Here is a 15,858-nt window from a genome sequence, read left to right on the forward strand (position 1 = left end):
AACCGGTCGCATGATTTACTGTCGCCCATGCCTCGGATCGCGATCATCGGTGCCGCCCATCCGCACGTCGACTATGTGCTCGACGAGCTGACCCGGGCCGACCGCGCCGACTTCGTGCTCGTCGGGGTGCAGGACTCCGACCGTGCGGTCGCCGAGCACCACGCCGCCCGATTCGGCGTCCCGGCGTACGACCGGGCCGACGATCTGCTGGCCGAGGGCGTCGACATCGCGGTCGTCGCCGGCGTGTACGGAGCTCGCGGCTCCGACGTCGTCGCCGCGCTCCGCGCCGGGGCCCACGTTCTCGCCGACAAGCCGCTGTGCACGACGCTCGACGAGCTCGACGAGATCGAGGCGGTCGCGGCGGAGGTCGGGCGCACCGTGAACCTGCTCCTCGAGAAGCGCGGCTACCCGGAGACGCTGGCCGCCCTCGACGTGGTCAGGGCGGGGGAGCTGGGCGACATCGTCGGCATCACCTCCTCCGGACCCCACAAGCTCAACCGCGACCAGCGTCCGGCGTGGTTCTTCGACCGCGCGCAGTACGGCGGCATCCTCACCGACCTCTCGGTGCACGATCTCGATGCCGCGCTGCTGTTCGCGCCCGCCGACGAGGGCGTCGTGCGCGGCGCCGTGTCCGCCCCGCTCGGCGGTGCGGAGGGATTCACCCGCTACGGGGCCGCGACTCTCACGACCCCGAACACGGTGGTCAGCGCGGAGGTCAGCTGGCTCACGCCGCAGGCCTCCGATGTGCACGGCGACTACCGCCTGCGACTGATCGGCACCCGCGGCACGGCGGAGATCTTCTGGGCACGCGGTCGCGTCGAGGTGACCACCGAGGACCGGGCGACGCGGGATCTCGATCTTCCGCCGGGTCTGCGTCCGGCGGAGGAGGCCCTCGACGCGTTCGCCGCCGGCCGCACCTCCGCGGTCGGCACGCGCGACTCCCTCGCGGCGACCCGGCTCGCGCTCCTCGCCCAGGAATCCGCCGACCGCGACGGCGCCGCGCTCCCCTGGTCGCGCCTCTCAGACTGACCCCGACGGACGCCCCGACGTCCATGACAGGAGACATCATGACCGAAACGCTGCGCATCGCGATCGTCGGCGCGGGGGTGATCGGCGCCGTCCACGCGCGTCTCGTCGCGGCCCTCGGCGACGCCGGTGCTCTCGCCGCGATCATCGACCTCGACGAGGTGAGGGGGCGGGCGCTCGCCGAGCAGTACGGCGTCCCCTTCCACACCTCTGCGGCGGAGGCGTACCGCACGGAGGAGCTCGACCTCGCGGCGGTGTGCCTGCCCAGTGCCTTCCACGCGGACGCGGTGGTCGAGGCGCTGGAGGCCGGGCTGGACGTGATCGTCGAGAAGCCGATCGACGTCACCCTCGACGCGGCGGACCGCATCCGCGCCGCGGAGCAGGCCTCCGGGCGCACGGTCTCCGTCATCAGTCAGCGCCGGTTCCAGCCGGTGGCCTCGTTCATCCGCCGGTCGATCGATGCCGGTGCGCTCGGACGCGTCACCTCGGGTGTCGTGGAATCGGCCTTCTTCCGTCCGCAGGAGTACTACGAGTCCGGCGACTGGCGTGGCACCGCGGCGATCGACGGCGGCGGGGCGCTCATGAACCAGGGCATCCACGCGCTCGACCTGCTGCTGTGGATGCTCGGCACCCCGGTGTCCGTGAGCGCGAAGACCGGTCGACTCGCCCACGAGGGCATCGAGGTCGAAGACGTCGCCGGCGCCACGATCGAGTTCGAGAGCGGAGCCATCGGGCTGCTGCTGGCCAGCACCGCCGCCTACCCCGGCCTGCCCGTGCGCCTCGCGGTGCACGGCTCGGAGGGGACCGCGGTGATGGAGAACGACGGGCTGTCGTTCTTCGCCTCGGCGACCGCGGACCAGCCGGAGGCGGACGCGCTGATCGAGCACGACGTCCCCGAGGGCTGGAGCGACGTCGACATGGCGCACCGTCGGCAGTACCTCGACGTGATCGAGGCGATCCGCGGCGGAAGCCGTCCCGCGATCACCACGGATGACGGGCGCCGCGCGCTGCAGGTCGTGCTCGCCGTGTACGAGTCCGCCCGCACCGGTCGTCCCGTCGACCTCCACGAGTGAAAGAGGATGAGAGACATGGAAACGAAGAACGTCGCGATCGTCGGCATCGAGAACAGCCACGCCGAGGAGATCATCCGGTATCTCAACGTCGAGCAGCCTGCCGATGTCCCGGTGCGCGTCGTCGCGCTCGTCGCCGGTGAGGACGAGCGCACCCGCGAGCTCGCGGAGCTCGGCGGCATCGAGCGGATCGTCGCCGCGTCGTCGGACCTGCTCGGGAGTATCGACGCCCTCATCGTCACGTCCCGCGACGGGGCGCAGCATCGCGCCCACGCGGTCCCCTTCCTCGAGGCCGGCACTCCCGTCTGGGTCGACAAGCCGCTCGCGGCGAGCGTCGCGGACGCGCAGGAGATCGTCGCCGCGGCCGAGCGCGGGGGTGTCGCCCTCACCTCGTCGTCCGCGCTGCGGTGGGTGGCCGACACGGATGCGGTCGCCGAGGGCCTGCGCTCGATCGGTGAGCTCCAGGCCGTCACCGTGACCGGACCGGCGGACGCCTCCAGCCCGTACAGCGGCATCTTCTTCTACGGCATCCACATCGCCGACGTCGCGCAGCGGCTGGTCCCCGGGGAGCCGGAGGACATCGACGTGCAGCGCCTTCCCGGGGGCGTCGTCGCGCGCTACCGGGTCGACGGGGTGCTCGTGACGCTGGAGTTCATCCGTCCCGACGGCGACGGTCAGGTGCCGTTCCGGGCGACGGCCGTCGGCGGCCACGGCGTGGTCGGTCGCGACATCTTGCTCGGCGCCGACTACGTGCAGCCGGGGGTGGACGCCTTCGCCCGGATGCTCGCATCGGGAGAGCGACCGATCCCCGGGGCGCAGCTGCTGGCACCGATCGCGGTGCTCGAAGCGGTCGCCCGCGCGGGGGCCGCGATCACGGTCTGAGAGTCTGCAACGCAGTGCAGAGAGTTCGCGCCGCGATGCTCGGGTCGGCTGCTCCGCGCGCTCCGAGAGCGCGAAAACTGCCTGGTAATCAAACAGAAACAAAACCGTTACGCCCTCTTCAACGAAGAAGCCCTTGTAATGCAACCGATTGCACGTTAGCGTGAGATTCGGTTGGACCACCCGTTCATCGGGCTCCTGTCGGAGCCCGTCGAAGAAGACCATGGAGGAACGAGAATGGCAAGACGCACCCTGATCGCGGCCGCTGCTTCACTGGCCGCGGTGCTGGCCGTCACCGGCTGCAGCTCCGGCGCCGGGAACGACTCGGAAGGCGATGCCGAGAGCGGAGACCTCCGCGTGTGGCTGATGCAGGACTCCGTGTCCGAGGATGCGGTCGCGTGGCTCGAAGACGAGTTCGCCGCCCAGAACCCCGGATCCACGCTGACCGTCGAGATGCAGCCCTGGGACGACATCGTCTCGCGGCTGCAGACCTCGCTCGCGAGCAAGTCCGAGACGCCCGACATCGTGGAGATCGGCAACACCAAGACCGCCACGTTCGCCAATGTCGGCGCTCTCGCCGACATCTCCGACCTGTACGAGGAGGTCGACGGCGATGACCTGATCCCGAGCTTCATCGACCAGGCGACCCTCGACGGCAAGACCTACGCCTACCCGCTCTACGCGGGCACCAGCGTCGTCTTCTACCGCACCGATCTGCTCGAGAAGGCCGGCATCCCCGCTCCCGAGACGCTCGACGACCTCGTCGCCGCGGCCGGTGCCGTGCAGAAGGCGAACCCCGACGGCGTCGACGGCTTCAAGGGCATCTACTTCCCCGTGGTCGACGTGCACGGGCTTGAGGGGTGGCTGTTCTCCCACGGTGCGAACTATGCCGAGGAGAAGGACGGTGCCTGGGTCAGCGGACTCGACACCCCGGAGGCCAAGGCGGCTCTCGAGCAGATGCAGACCATCTGGCAGGGCTCCGCTCTCGGGGCGCTCGACGCCAAGGAGACCGCGGGCAACCCCTGGGTGCCGTACAACAACGGCGAGGTCGCGATGTTCTCCTACCGCGTCTTCGCGCAGGACAGCATCTCGCCCGAGCTCGCCGACGTCACCGGCGTCATGGCGCTCCCGCCCGTCGAAGCCGGCGGCGAGAGCCACCAGTTCCTCGGCGGATCGAACGTCGGCATCGCGGCGAACTCCTCCCAGCAGGGACTCGCCAAGAAGGCGATGAAGCTCATCCTCAGCAAGGACTTCATGAGCCAGCTCGCCGAGGACTCCGGATGGGTCCCGGGCAACACCACGTTCGCGTCCGCCATCCCCGACGGCATCGTCGACGCGGAGCTGCAGCAGCAGATCGCCGAGACGAGTGCGCTCACCCCGGCCGCCCCGAACTGGGCGATCGTGGAGGGCAACAACATCCCGGTCGATCTCTACTCGGCGATCGCGAAGGGTGAGGACATCGACGCGGTCGTCACGCGCATCGGCGCGAAGATCGAAGCGACCCTCAACGCCGACTGATGATGGCCACTCCCGTGATCGACCTCGAGGTCGCCCCCGAGGCGCCCCCGCAGCAGTCCGTTCCCCGCGCGCGCGCCCGCCGCGCGCGGGGAGCGCTGCTCCCGTACCTCCTGATCACGCCGCTGCTCGTGGCCGTGATGATCGCGCTCGGCTGGCCGCTGCTGCAGCAGTTCCTGATGTCGCTGCAGAAGTTCGGGCTCGCCCAGCAGTTCGGCAAGGAGCCCGAATGGGTCGGCCTGGCGAACTACGGACGCATCCTCGCCGACCCGAACATGTGGGTCGTGTTCTTCCGCTCGGTGCTCTTCTGCGCCGTGTGCGCCTCGCTGTCGATGGTGATCGGGATGCTGCTCGCGCTGCTGCTGACCAAGGTGAGCAGGTGGGCGCGGATCGCCCTGCAGATCACACTGCTGCTCGTGTGGGCGACGCCGGCGCTGGTGACGATGGTCATCTGGCAGTGGCTGTTCGACGCCCGCTACGGACTGGTGAACTGGATCCTGGCGCGCATCGGCTTCCCCGACATGGCCGGGTTCCCGTGGACGTCCACCCCGATGGGGGTGTTCACGATCGCGGCGATCACCGTGATCTGGGGCAGCCTGCCGCTGATCGTGTTCATGATCTACTCCGCCCTCACCCAGGTGCCCAACGAGGTGCTCGAGGCGGCGCAGCTCGACGGCGCCGGGCCCTGGACGCGCTTCCGTCACGTCACGCTGCCGCTCATCACCCCGGCGGTCATGATCGTCGGACTGCTGCAGATCGTGTGGGACCTGCGCGTGTTCACGCAGATCTACGTGCTGCAGCAGGCGGGCGTCTCGATCGAGGAGACCAACCTCCTCGGCACCTACATCTACCGGATCGGCATCGGGCAGGGCGAGTACGGCGATGCGTCGGCCCTCGCCACGATCGTGCTGATCCTCACCCTGCTGCTCACCTGGAAGTACATCGCCAAGATGTTCGCCCAGCAGAAGGAGGTCTCGGAATGAGCGTCCCGACCATGACCAGGACCACCGACATCCCCGCCGTCGTCCCTCCGCGCTCGCGGCGGACGATCGGCAGCCGCAACGACACGCGGCGGCGCACCTGGAACGGTGTGGCGGTCGTCGCCGCGTTCTTCCTCGTGTTCCCCATCTACTGGATGGTGAACACCGCGCTCTCCGAGAACGAGGAGCTCTTCTCGCGCACGCCGCGGTTCTTCCCCTTCCCGCTGAGCTTCGACAGCTTCGCCGGCATCCTCGCCGACCGCGGCTTCTGGTCGGCGCTCGGGATGAGTGCCGGAGTGACCGCCGTCGTGGTGGTCGTCGCGGTGCTGTTCGGGTTCTTCGCGGCGATCGCGGTGAGCCGGTTCCGCTTCAAGGGCGGCGGCTTCATCATCCTGCTCGTGCTCATCGTGCAGATGATCCCCACCGAGGCGCTGTTCATCTCGCAGTTCCGCATGCTGGACGGCTGGAACCTGCTGAACTCGGTCGGCGGTCTGTCGCTGCTCTACATCGGCGCGGTCGTGCCGTTCACGGTATGGCTGCTGCGCGGCTTCATCCACGGCATCCCCGCGGAGCTCGAGGAGGCCGCGATGGTCGACGGATGCAGCCGCTTCGGGGCGTTCATGCGGGTCACGCTGCCGCTGCTCGGACCGGGCATCGTCACGGCATCCGTCTTCTCCTTCCTGCAGGCGTGGAACGAGTACACGCTCGCCCTCGTCGTCATGACGAAGCCGGGCAACGCCACCCTGCCGCTGTGGCTGCAGACCTTCAGCAGCGAGCTGTCGGCCACCGACTGGGCGGGCATCATGGCCGGTGCCACGCTGATCTCGGTGCCCGTCGTCATCCTGTTCCTGTTCGTGCAGGGGCGCCTCGGTGCCGGGATGATGGCCGGAGCCGTGAAGGGCTGACGCGCCGGACACGTCGAGAGCGCCGAGCCTCAGGGCTCGGCGCTCTTTCGTCTGTGGAGGGGCGTCGCCTGTGGACGAGCGCAGATCATGCGGGCTAGACTCGGCGCAGCGGCGGGCATTAGCCCTCAGAGCCTGGCAGTCTTCCGGACGGTATGACGAGCCAGGCTCACGCTTTTTCCAGGAGCGTCACGCGCCCGTTCACGATGGCGTCGCAACGCCGCACCCAGTCGCCTCCGTTGCTGTAGCACCACGCGACCGCATCGCTCACCCAGAGCAATGGGTGCTCACGCGGTGCGGCATGTCCGTACTGCAGTGGAATGCCACCCTCGCGACGGAGCACCCCGGCTATCAGCTGTCGGTCGCGTGCCTCCAGGGAGTCGTCGCGTTCGAGGGTCAGCTGCGCGGCTCGACCGTTCACGGCCGCACCGACGAGCGCCGTGAGACACAAAGGGCGAGCGGTCTTGTCGGGGAGCTGCTTGACGATCCACACCGAGGAGCGGACGTCGAGCTCGCACATGCGAGCGAGGATGAATCGGCGACGGCTGTTCTTCTCGCTCTTGAAGTGGATCCGATACTGCCCCGGCTTGAGCAGCTTCCGGAGCGTGCGTTCCGCGGCGTGAACGGATGCCGACGCGGCGGCCGTCGCGACCACGTAGTACCCGCGGGCCTTGGATTCATCCACGAAGATGCGGTCGGCGGGGCGGAAACTCATCCGGACACCGTAGCGACCGCGCCACCACGCCGGCACCGCGCCGCTCCTCGCCTGTGGACGAGCGCCGATCACGCGGGCGGCGGGCGCCGTGTCAGGACACGAGGAGGCCGAGCGCGGCCACGACGTCGGGGTCGGCGGCGAGGTCGGGAGCCAGCAGGTCGAGCAGCGCGAGATGCGGATCGGCCGCGGACGCACGCGTCGCCAGCTCGTCCGCCGCGACGTCGTCGAGGGTGCGGCCGGCGTGCTGTTCCGCCACCACGAACCGGGCCCAGGCGGCGATCACGGCGAGCGCGGCCTCTCCCGTCTCCCCTCGCTCTCGGGCGCGGCGGATCGGATCGACCACGCGCGCCCGGAGCTTCACGCTGCCGTCCACCGCGATCTGGCGCAGGTGATGGGCGATCGCGGGATTCTCGAACCGGGCGACGAGAGCTGCGCGGTAGGCAGACAGGTCGAGGTCGGCGGCAGGCTCCAGCAGACTCGCGTCCAGATCCCACAGGGCGTCCACCGATGCGGCGCAGGCCGGATCGGCGATGGCCTCGGCGACCGTCGTGTGACCGCGGAGGATGCCGTCGTAGGCGAGGAGCGAGTGCGCGCCGTTGAGCATCCAGAGCTTCCGCCGCTCGAACGGCTCGATGTCGGAGACGAACGATGCCCCGGCATCCTCCCAGCGCGGACGTCCGGCGCGCGAGGGCCCGCTGAGGATCCAGCTGTGGAACGGCTCGGTGACCACCAGCGCCTCGTCGCGCAGGCCCCAGCGGGCGACCGTGGCGATGTCGGCGGGCGTCGTCCGCGGGGTGATGCGGTCGACGGAGGTGCTGACCACGTCGACCTGCGCCTCGATCCACGCGCCGAGCGCGGGGGAGGTGAGCGCGGCGAGGTCGAGGAGCACGGTGCGCAGCGCGGAGCCGTTGTCGTCGATGTTGTCGCACGGGATGAGCGTGATCGTGCTGTCGGGCAGTGCGCGTCGTCGGGCGTCGAGCGCCCAGAGGAGACGGCCCGGCATCGTGCTCAGCCCGCCCGGAGCGATCGCCCCGCCCGCGTCGTCATGGCGATCGACGATCGCCTCCGCCAGTGCGCAGATGTCGGCGGCGATGTCGGGATCGGTGACGTCGAGGCGGCCGTCCGCCCCGCGGCGGTAACCCTTCTCCGTCACGGTCAGGGTCACGACCGTGACCTCGGGACGTGCCAGGTAGCCCCGCAGCGCTTCGGTGTCGGCGCCGTCGTGCGCGGCCACGATGGCCTCCACGGTCTCCAGCTCGTCGCCGTCGCGGCCGCGGGTGAGCAGCGTGTAGACGTCGTCCTGACGGGCGAGGGTCGTGGCCGCATCCGGCGAACGCCCCGTGAAGGCCGCGATGCCCCACGCCCGATCCGGGTCCGCCTGAGCGGTGTACCAGGCCTGGTGTGCGCGGTGGAAAGCGCCGAGTCCGAGGTGCACGATGCGCACGGGCGCGCGCGGGGCGGTGCGTCGGGGGTGGTGGTCGGACACGGGACTCCTCTGGCCGGCGGCGGTGCGCTCGGGCGGCGCTCCCTCCAACCTAAGATGAGAAAGAAGTCTTTGCAAGCGGTTGCACAGATCGGCGGGTGTTCGTAGTGGAGGCCCGCACCCGGACGACGGGTTGGAGCAGCATGCGCACGGGCGCTCGATCGTCGTGACGGCTCATCTGCCGCAGCACGGTCGCCGTGGCGAGCCGACCCACCTCGCGCTTCGGCGGCGACACGGCGGTCAGCGGCAATGCGGCGTCCGCGGCCTCCTCGTCGTCGTAGGCGACGACCGCGACGTCATCCGGTGTGGTGAGGCCCGCGTTGCGCAGGCGCGGCAGAAGAGCGGTGGCCTCCCGGTCGCCGAGGCACACGACGCCGTCCAGGCCCGTGGACACGGCGCGCTGGGCGTAGTCCGTGAGAGCGGCATGATCCCAGGTCTGTCGGCGGACGACGGCGCGGGGGATGTCGGGCAGCGCGAGGTCGTCCACCGCGCGCTGGAACCCGCGCCAGGCCGCGTCGGCGGATGCGGTGTCGCCACGACCGAGGAATCCGATCCGGCGGCGTCCCTGACCCACGAGGTGCCGCACGGCCGCGTAGCCGCCGGCGACGACGTCGGTGCAGACCGCGGAGAGCCGGTCGTCCGGGGCGCCGTCTGTCGGCATCCGCTCCATCAGGACGACAGGTATCGGCAGCGACCGCAGCAGATCGAGCCGCGCGGCGGGGTCGGCCAGGTGCAGCGTCGGCGTGATCAGCAGCCCCGAGCATCCGGCCGCCAGGAGCTCGCGGATGAGGCGGATCTCGAGGGCGTCGTCGTATTCGCTCGACACGACCCGCAGGGCCACGCCCGCGGCGTCGGCGACCTCGGCGATGCCCTCCACGACGGCGGGGAAGTAGTAGCTGCGGGAGGGGACGATCACGCCGATGGTGCGTCGCGGCCGCCGTGACCGCGGAGACACGTAGGTGCCGGAGCCCTGCCGCCGTACCACGACGCCCTCGTCGACCAGCTGCCCCACGGCCCGCCGCACGGTGTTGATCCCGACGGTGTACGAGGAGGCGAGGGCACGCTCGGCCGGGAGCGGCGCCCCATCGGGCCACTCGCCCGCGTCGACCCGTTCGCGCAGCTGCTGCGCCAGGCTGAGGAACAGCGGCTGCGTGTTCGGAAACGCCCCCATCCTGCCCTCCTCGGCCCGGGTGCCCACGAGTGCAACCGTATTCATTTCCGGGCCGACGGACAAGGGGTGCAGGGTTCGCGGAGGCATGCGGGAGGGGTGCGGATCGGCCGAGTCATTCCCCCAGTCCTTCCCTCTCGCCCCGGTCTCGTTGACCGCGGGATGCCCGCGGGTCACGGTGGCAGTCACGACGACTCCGCACTCGGCGGAGCGGAAGGAGACACCGATGAGACGCACACGCTGGCTGTCGGCGCTGGTCGCCGCGAGCCTTCTGGCCGGAGGGGTGGTCGCCGCCGGCGGCGCCGCCTCCGCGCAGGCCGTCACGACAGAGCTCACCATCACCTCGCCGACCGATGGCGACACCGTCACCGGATCGACGCTCACGGTGGAGGGAACCTTCGCGAACACCTCCGAGCTCGTGCTGGTCGTCGGCGCCCAGGAGCTCGTCCCGATCCCGGTGACCGGCACGGCGGGTACCTGGACCGTCGACCTCGACATCTCCGACGTGGACGGACGGCTCGACCTCGCGGTGCGCGCCCGTGACCTCACCACGCTCTACACGACGTGGTCGGAGTTCCTCGCGGTCGAGGTCGACAACCCCGACGCATCGCGCCCCGTCGTCACCATCACCTCGCCGACCGAGGGCGCCTACGCGGGGTCATCGCTCGACGTCGAGGTCGACGTGGCGTCCGATCGTGCGCTCGACGCGGTCGAGGTGCGGGTCAACGGCGGCGCCTGGCAGGCGGCCACGGCGCAGGGCGGAGGCGCGTACGCGGCATCCTTCCCGGTCTCGGGCTCCGGCTTCGTGAGCATCGAGGCGCGGGCGACGGACTGCTCCGACCATGTCTCGGACTCGTCGACCACGTACGTCGCGCTCGGCGGCGCCACACCCGCAGCGCCGGTCGTCTACCACCAGGACCGCGCGATGTGGATCTGGGAGCGCGCCTCCTACGAGGCCGTGTTCGACGACGACGCCCGCGATCGTCTCGGTGCTGTGATGGACGACACGACGACCTTCGGCTCCGACGCGATCCGCACGATCTACCTGGGTGTCGACCGATACGGCACCACCGACATGCTGCGCGACTCCCGCGATGAGGTCGCGGCGTTCGTCACCTGGGCGCGCGATCGCGGGTACCACGTGCAGGCCACGGTCGCCGGCGGCACCCGCCCGCCGTACCTCGGTGCCCTGGAGCAGTTCGAGCACTTCGCGGTCGACGAGTTCGAGAAGGTGCTCGACTACAACCTGGCCGTGCCCGAGGCCGCGCGCTTCGACGGCATCAACGTCGACATCGAGCCGTACATCCTCAGCGACTGGAAGCTGCCGGACAACGGCGGCCTCCCGAACCGGTGGCTCGAGGTCCTCGACACGCTCATCGAGCGGCGCGACGCCTCCGGCCTCCCGGTCCTCGTCGGTCCGGCGATCCCCCGCTGGCTCGACTCCTCGGCCTGCTGCACGTCGATCACCTGGAACGGGCAGACGAAGGCGCTCAGCGACCACATCCAGGACATGACCGACTACATCGCGATCATGGACTACCGCGACACGGCCGACGGCAGCGCGGGTATCATCGCCCAGGCGCAGCACGAGATCGACTACGCGAACCAGATCGGCAAGCCCGACTCGGTCGTCATCGGCATCGAGACCAAGGACCTCTCCGGCACGGGCGACCCCGAGACGGTGACGTTCTGGGAGGAGGGGCGCACGTACCTGGAGGGCGAGCTCGACAAGACGTACGCGGCCTTCGCCGACGACGCCTCGTTCGGCGGCATCGCCATGCACCACTACGACGACCTGCTCATGCTGCCGTCGGCGTGGGACGACACCCCGCCCGTGTACTACCCGGTGCCGGGTGCGGGTCCGGGAGGTCCGGCGCTGCCGTGACGCCCCGTGGGGCCGCGACCCTGTGACGGGGTCGCGGCCGCACGTCGGTGCTGCCCGGCGTCCGGTACCGGGCACCCGGCGCCTTTCTCCCGGCGAACGTCAGCGCAGCGTCGGCACCGCGGTCTGCGGGTCGCGGACGATGCCCTCGAGATCCTCCCGCAGGGCGGTCGCCCGCTCGGGAACGCTCGGCAGCGCGACCTCCGCACAGCGACGGGCGAGTTCGAGGTCGCCGGCCAGCCCCGCGACCCGCGCCCAGGTGAGCAGGTGCGCCGGGTGCGAAGGGTTCGCGACGGCGACGCGTGCCCCCTCGTGGAAGTCGTCCGGCCAGGCGGTGAGCGGTCCGAAGAAGTCTTGCGACTGCCGGTCCCACTCCGAGACGAGGAACGCGACCGACTCCGCGGCATCCGTCGCCGTGTCGCCGTAGACGAAGTCGGGATCGTGGTCGTTGCGGAAGCCCGGGATGATCGACGACCGCCAGGCGCAGTCGGCTTCGCGGATCTTCGTCGGGTTGATGGCATGGCGGGAGACATCGCCCAGGGGTAGCAGGTGCGCGCCCAGGTCGACGCGGAACACCCCGCGCCGCGGCTGGTGCACGACCTCCACGACGTGGGCGACCGGATCGTCGACGCGCCGCAGCACATCACCGCTGCGCACGAATCCCTGCGCCTTCAGGACCGGGTAGAACTCGGCGCGGAGGAGGGCCGTCGTCGTCTGCTTGTCCACAGAGGAGAGCGTAGTCAGTCGGGGGGGGTGTCGGCCGGTCAGCTCTTCGTGAGGTCCTGCGCGAACATCACGAGGATGCCGCTCGGGCCGCGCAGATAGGTGAGCTTGTAGACGTCCTGGTAGTTCGCGACGCCGCGGAGCGGGTGGTAGCCGTGGCGGGCGGCGATCGCCAGCGACTCGTCGATGTCGTCGACCGAGAAGGCGATGCGATGCATGCCGATCTCGTTGGGCAGGGTCGGCTCGGTCTCGATGGCGTCCGGATGGATGTACTCGAACAGCTCGATCTGGCCGTGACCGTCCGGGGTCTGCAGCACCGCGATCTTCGCGTGGTTGCCGTCGAGTCCGACCGCGGTCGACGCCCACTCGCCGCTGACCTCGTCGCGGCCGAGCACGGTGAGACCGAGAGCGGTGAAGAAGGAGATGGTCGCTTCCAGGTCACGGACGGCGATGCCGACGTTCTCGAGTGTGATGGGCATGGGTGGGATGCTACTCGCGTCCGTTGTCGTTTCGTCCCGGTCTCTGAGCGAGCCGAGCGGGACGAAGGGCAGCGCCCGAGCCTCAGTGCCCGAGCTTCTCGGCACAGGCGACGCAGTACTCGGCGAACGGACGAGCCTCCAGGCGGCCGGCGGGGATGGGCCTGCCGCAGTGGGCGCAGATGCCGTACGTGCCGGCTTCCACCCGGGCGAGCGCCTCGTCGACCTGCCGCAGCTCGGAGGCCGCCGCCTCGGCGAGCCCGGTCAGCCGCGACCACTCGGATGACAGGGTGACGCCCTCCGGATCGTGCTCGTCGTCATCGTTCGAGCCCTCGCGGTCGTGGGTGAGCTCGTCGAGCGTCGCGGCCGTCGCCCGCACCCGCGCCTCGGCCTGGGCGCGCAGCGCGAGCAGGCGTTCCCGGGCGTCGGCGGTCATGCGCCCACTCTAGGCACGGCCGCCGACGTCCGGAGTCGCGCTGTCAGGCGGAGTGTCCGCTCGTCGGCACCGAATCGGTCGTCGTCGGAACGGCCACGGCCTTCATCCCGGGGTGGTCGCGCTCGAGCGCCGCGCCCTCCATGTCGACGTTCGGCAGGATGCGGTCGAGCCAGCGCGGCAGCCACCAGGCCGAGCGTCCGAGCAGGTGCATGAGCGCGGGCATCAGCAGCATCCGCACCACGAAGGCGTCGAGCAGCACACCGAACGCGAGACCGAATCCGATCGACCGGATGATCGTCGACTCCGAGAAGATGAACCCGCCGAACACCGACACCATGATGAGCGCCGCGGCGATCACGACCGAACGACCGGCCCGGAAGCCCTGGGCCACGGCATCCCGCGCCGAGGCTCCGTGCACATACGCCTCGCGCATGCCGGAGGCGAGGAACAGCTGGTAGTCCATCGCGAGCCCGAACAGGATGCCGACGAGGATCACCGGCAGGAAGCTCAGGATCGGTCCCGTGCTGTGCAGCCCGATGATCTCGGCGCCCCAGCCGAACTGGAACACCGCGACGATCAGGCCGTACGTCGCGAACAGCGAGAGCACGAAGCCTCCGGTCGCGATGATCGGCACGAGCAGCGAGCGGAACACCACGATCATGATGAGCAGGGAGAGCCCGACCACCACCACGAGGTAGAGCGGCAGGACCCCCGCCAACGCCTCGGAGATGTCGATGTTGATCGCAGCCTGACCCGCGACGCCGAGGGTGATGCCGTCGTCGATCGCCGGCATCGAACGCAGATCCTGCACCAGCTTCTCGGTGGACTCGCTGTTCGGGCCCTCCTTCGGGACCACCTGGAACGCGAGGAGCGTGTTGTCGTCCGACGTCGCGATCGGTGCGACCGCCGCGACGTCGTCCTGGTCGGCGATGGCCTGGGCGATCGTGACCTGCGTGGAGAGCAGGTCGTCGTCGCTGACGGCGTCGTCGAGGGTGGCGGTGACGAGCAGGGGTCCGTTCGCGCCCTCGCCGAACTGGTCGTCGATGGTCTGGAACGCGCGGTAGCTGGTCGAGTCGCTGGGCTCGCTCGATCCGTCCGGCAGCCCGAGGCGCATCGACATCGCGGGGATCGCGATGATCAGCAGGGCGACGACGCTCACGAGGGCGGTGACGACGGCGCGGAGGGTCGACATCCGCTTCACGGGCTTGCCCGCGGCGTGCTCCTGGCCGATCGTGGCGCGCGCGCGACGGCTCAGGAGCCGCGTGCCGACGAGGCCGAGGATGGCGGGCGCGAGGGTGATCGCGACGAGCACCGCGACGGCGACGCAGACGGCACCGACCGTGCCCATGAGTCCGAGGAACGGCACGCCGGTCACGTTGAGGGCGAGCAGAGCGACGATCACGGTCGTCCCGGCGAACACGACGGCCGTGCCGGAGGTGCCCGTGGCGAGGCCGATCGACTCGCGCACCGGAACCCCGGCCAGCAGCTGCTTCCGGTGCCGGTTGACGATGAAGAGCGAGTAGTCGATGCCGACCGCGAGCCCGAGCATGACGCCCAGCACCGGGGTGACCGAGGCCATGTTCACGACGCCGGAGAAGGCGAGGGATGCCGTCACGCCCACGCCGACTCCGACGATGGCGGTGACGATCGGAAGGGCGGCGGCGATGAGGGAGCCGAGCATCACGATGAGGACGATGGCGGCGAACGCGAGGCCGACCGCTTCGCCGACGCCGAAGATCTCCGGGACGCCCTGGGCGATGTCGGTGCCGAAGTCGACCTCGACGCCGTCGATCGGGGCGGACTCGAAGTGATCGATCGCGCCCTGCTTGACCTCTTCCGAGAGCTCGAGGCGCGGGTCGACGAAGGAGATGTTGACGATGGCGGTCGAGTCGTCGTCGGAGACCACGCCGATCCCGCCCGCGAGGCCGAGGAGGGTCGAGCCCAGCTTCACCTGGTCGGCGTTCTCGTCGAGCTCGGTGCGCGACGCCTCGATCCTGGCCTCCTGCGCGGAGAGATCGGCCGACTGCGCGTTCAACGCCGCCAGCTGCGCATCCAGGGCGGCGAGCTGTTCGGGCCCGGCGCCGGACTGCTCCGCCTGAGCGCGGGCCGCCGTGAGCTGTGTGACTCCCGCGTCGAGCTGGGCCTTGCCGTCGTCGATCTGCTTCTGGGCGTCGTCCAGCTGCGCGCGGCCGTCGGTGATCTTCTTCTCGCCGTCGGCGAGCTTCTGCGCCTGTTCGTCCTGCTGCTTCTGGGCATCGAACGGATCGATCACGCGGGCGACGCCGTCGAGATCCTCGGCGCTCGCGGCGAGGGCGGAGATCTCCTTCTTCTGCTCGTCGGTGAAGGCCGAGCCGTCGTCGGTGCGGTAGACCACGGTGCCCGTGCCGCCGGCGGTGTCCGGCAGCTTGTCGGCGAGCTCGTCGATCACCGCGCCCGAGGCGGTGCCCGGGATGTCGAAGCTGTTGCTCAGCGTGCCGCCGAGGGTGAGGAAGGCGCCGACGCCGATGCCGAGGATCAGCACCCACGAGACGATCACCGTCCACGCCTTGCGTGCAGCGAACGAACCCAGACGGTAAAGCAGTGAAGCCACGTGGTCTCCTTCA

General features: G+C 70.2%; 14 protein-coding genes. 7 read left to right on the forward strand and 7 right to left on the reverse strand.

Annotated features, from left to right (window positions below; genetic code table 11):
- Nucleotides 1–27 precede the first annotated feature (27 nt).
- The 6 genes from AC07VM_RS08485 (at nt 28) to AC07VM_RS08510 (ending at nt 6,375) form a co-directional block, all read left to right on the forward strand.
- The gene (locus AC07VM_RS08485; protein ID WP_494910691.1) at nt 28–1,029 is read left to right on the forward strand and encodes a Gfo/Idh/MocA family protein; all 1,002 of its coding nucleotides are present in this window, start codon (nt 28–30) and stop codon (nt 1,027–1,029) included.
- 38 nt (nt 1,030–1,067) lie between these two features.
- Nucleotides 1,068–2,099 carry a Gfo/Idh/MocA family protein gene (locus tag AC07VM_RS08490; RefSeq protein WP_267416821.1) on the forward strand — a complete coding sequence of 344 codons (1,032 nt, stop codon included), beginning with the start codon at nt 1,068–1,070 and terminating at the stop codon, nt 2,097–2,099.
- Between the two features lie 15 nt (nt 2,100–2,114).
- Complete coding sequence (locus tag AC07VM_RS08495; protein WP_494910692.1) at nt 2,115–2,978, forward strand: Gfo/Idh/MocA family protein; 864 nt, start codon at nt 2,115–2,117, stop codon at nt 2,976–2,978.
- Between the two features lie 234 nt (nt 2,979–3,212).
- On the forward strand, nt 3,213–4,493 hold the full coding sequence (locus AC07VM_RS08500) for an extracellular solute-binding protein (RefSeq protein WP_267416823.1): 1,281 nt from the start codon (nt 3,213–3,215) through the stop codon (nt 4,491–4,493).
- Entirely contained in the window at nt 4,493–5,473 is a 981-nt protein-coding gene (locus AC07VM_RS08505; RefSeq protein WP_267416824.1) for a carbohydrate ABC transporter permease, read from the forward strand. The genes AC07VM_RS08500 and AC07VM_RS08505 overlap by 1 nt, the downstream gene beginning before the upstream one ends.
- Complete coding sequence (locus AC07VM_RS08510) at nt 5,470–6,375, forward strand: carbohydrate ABC transporter permease (protein ID WP_267416825.1); 906 nt, start codon at nt 5,470–5,472, stop codon at nt 6,373–6,375. The genes AC07VM_RS08505 and AC07VM_RS08510 overlap by 4 nt, the downstream gene beginning before the upstream one ends.
- 166 nt (nt 6,376–6,541) lie before the next feature.
- Here the strand turns inward: AC07VM_RS08510 and AC07VM_RS08515 are convergent, their stop codons facing one another.
- The 3 genes from AC07VM_RS08515 to AC07VM_RS08525 form a co-directional block, all read right to left on the reverse strand.
- Nucleotides 6,542–7,087: a hypothetical protein gene (locus AC07VM_RS08515; RefSeq protein WP_494910693.1), complete on the reverse strand. Its 546-nt coding sequence runs from the start codon at nt 7,085–7,087 to the stop codon at nt 6,542–6,544.
- A 91-nt stretch (nt 7,088–7,178) separates the two neighbouring features.
- A complete protein-coding gene (locus AC07VM_RS08520; protein WP_494910694.1) occupies nt 7,179–8,573 on the reverse strand; it encodes a mannitol dehydrogenase family protein in 1,395 nt (464 codons plus the stop codon).
- 49 nt (nt 8,574–8,622) lie between these two features.
- Nucleotides 8,623–9,741 carry a substrate-binding domain-containing protein gene (locus AC07VM_RS08525; RefSeq protein ID WP_494910695.1) on the reverse strand — a complete coding sequence of 373 codons (1,119 nt, stop codon included), beginning with the start codon at nt 9,739–9,741 and terminating at the stop codon, nt 8,623–8,625.
- Nucleotides 9,742–9,964: 223 nt separating this feature from the next.
- On the opposite strand from AC07VM_RS08525, the gene AC07VM_RS08530 reads away from it, so the two are divergent.
- Nucleotides 9,965–11,623 carry an Ig-like domain-containing protein gene (locus AC07VM_RS08530; RefSeq protein WP_494910696.1) on the forward strand — a complete coding sequence of 553 codons (1,659 nt, stop codon included), beginning with the start codon at nt 9,965–9,967 and terminating at the stop codon, nt 11,621–11,623.
- A 99-nt stretch (nt 11,624–11,722) separates the two neighbouring features.
- Here the strand turns inward: AC07VM_RS08530 and AC07VM_RS08535 are convergent, their stop codons facing one another.
- From AC07VM_RS08535 to AC07VM_RS08550, 4 genes are all read right to left on the reverse strand, one after another.
- Nucleotides 11,723–12,346: a hypothetical protein gene (locus tag AC07VM_RS08535; protein ID WP_494910697.1), complete on the reverse strand. Its 624-nt coding sequence runs from the start codon at nt 12,344–12,346 to the stop codon at nt 11,723–11,725.
- 38 nt (nt 12,347–12,384) lie between these two features.
- Nucleotides 12,385–12,822, reverse strand: coding sequence for a VOC family protein (locus AC07VM_RS08540; RefSeq protein ID WP_494910698.1), 438 nt, complete (start codon nt 12,820–12,822; stop codon nt 12,385–12,387).
- An 82-nt stretch (nt 12,823–12,904) separates the two neighbouring features.
- Nucleotides 12,905–13,255: a TraR/DksA family transcriptional regulator gene (locus tag AC07VM_RS08545; RefSeq protein ID WP_494910699.1), complete on the reverse strand. Its 351-nt coding sequence runs from the start codon at nt 13,253–13,255 to the stop codon at nt 12,905–12,907.
- Nucleotides 13,256–13,298: 43 nt separating this feature from the next.
- Nucleotides 13,299–15,845 carry an MMPL family transporter gene (locus tag AC07VM_RS08550; RefSeq protein ID WP_494910700.1) on the reverse strand — a complete coding sequence of 849 codons (2,547 nt, stop codon included), beginning with the start codon at nt 15,843–15,845 and terminating at the stop codon, nt 13,299–13,301.
- Nucleotides 15,846–15,858: the final 13 nt, after the last annotated feature.

Source organism: Microbacterium sp. GW821-FHT01D02 (assembly GCF_059422585.1).

Excerpts from the sequence above, each read along its gene's own strand:
- AC07VM_RS08485 (WP_494910691.1), top strand. The coding sequence starts at position 28 with ATGCCTCGGATCGCGATCATCGGTGCCGCCCATCCGCACGTCGACTAT.
- AC07VM_RS08490 (WP_267416821.1), top strand. The coding sequence starts at position 1,068 with ATGACCGAAACGCTGCGCATCGCGATCGTCGGCGCGGGGGTGATCGGC.
- AC07VM_RS08495 (WP_494910692.1), top strand. The coding sequence starts at position 2,115 with ATGGAAACGAAGAACGTCGCGATCGTCGGCATCGAGAACAGCCACGCC.
- AC07VM_RS08500 (WP_267416823.1), top strand. The coding sequence starts at position 3,213 with ATGGCAAGACGCACCCTGATCGCGGCCGCTGCTTCACTGGCCGCGGTG.
- AC07VM_RS08505 (WP_267416824.1), top strand. The coding sequence starts at position 4,493 with ATGATGGCCACTCCCGTGATCGACCTCGAGGTCGCCCCCGAGGCGCCC.
- AC07VM_RS08510 (WP_267416825.1), top strand. The coding sequence starts at position 5,470 with ATGAGCGTCCCGACCATGACCAGGACCACCGACATCCCCGCCGTCGTC.
- AC07VM_RS08515 (WP_494910693.1), bottom strand. The coding sequence starts at position 7,087 with ATGAGTTTCCGCCCCGCCGACCGCATCTTCGTGGATGAATCCAAGGCC.
- AC07VM_RS08525 (WP_494910695.1), bottom strand. The coding sequence starts at position 9,741 with ATGGGGGCGTTTCCGAACACGCAGCCGCTGTTCCTCAGCCTGGCGCAG.
- AC07VM_RS08530 (WP_494910696.1), top strand. The coding sequence starts at position 9,965 with ATGAGACGCACACGCTGGCTGTCGGCGCTGGTCGCCGCGAGCCTTCTG.
- AC07VM_RS08540 (WP_494910698.1), bottom strand. The coding sequence starts at position 12,822 with ATGCCCATCACACTCGAGAACGTCGGCATCGCCGTCCGTGACCTGGAA.
- AC07VM_RS08545 (WP_494910699.1), bottom strand. The coding sequence starts at position 13,255 with ATGACCGCCGACGCCCGGGAACGCCTGCTCGCGCTGCGCGCCCAGGCC.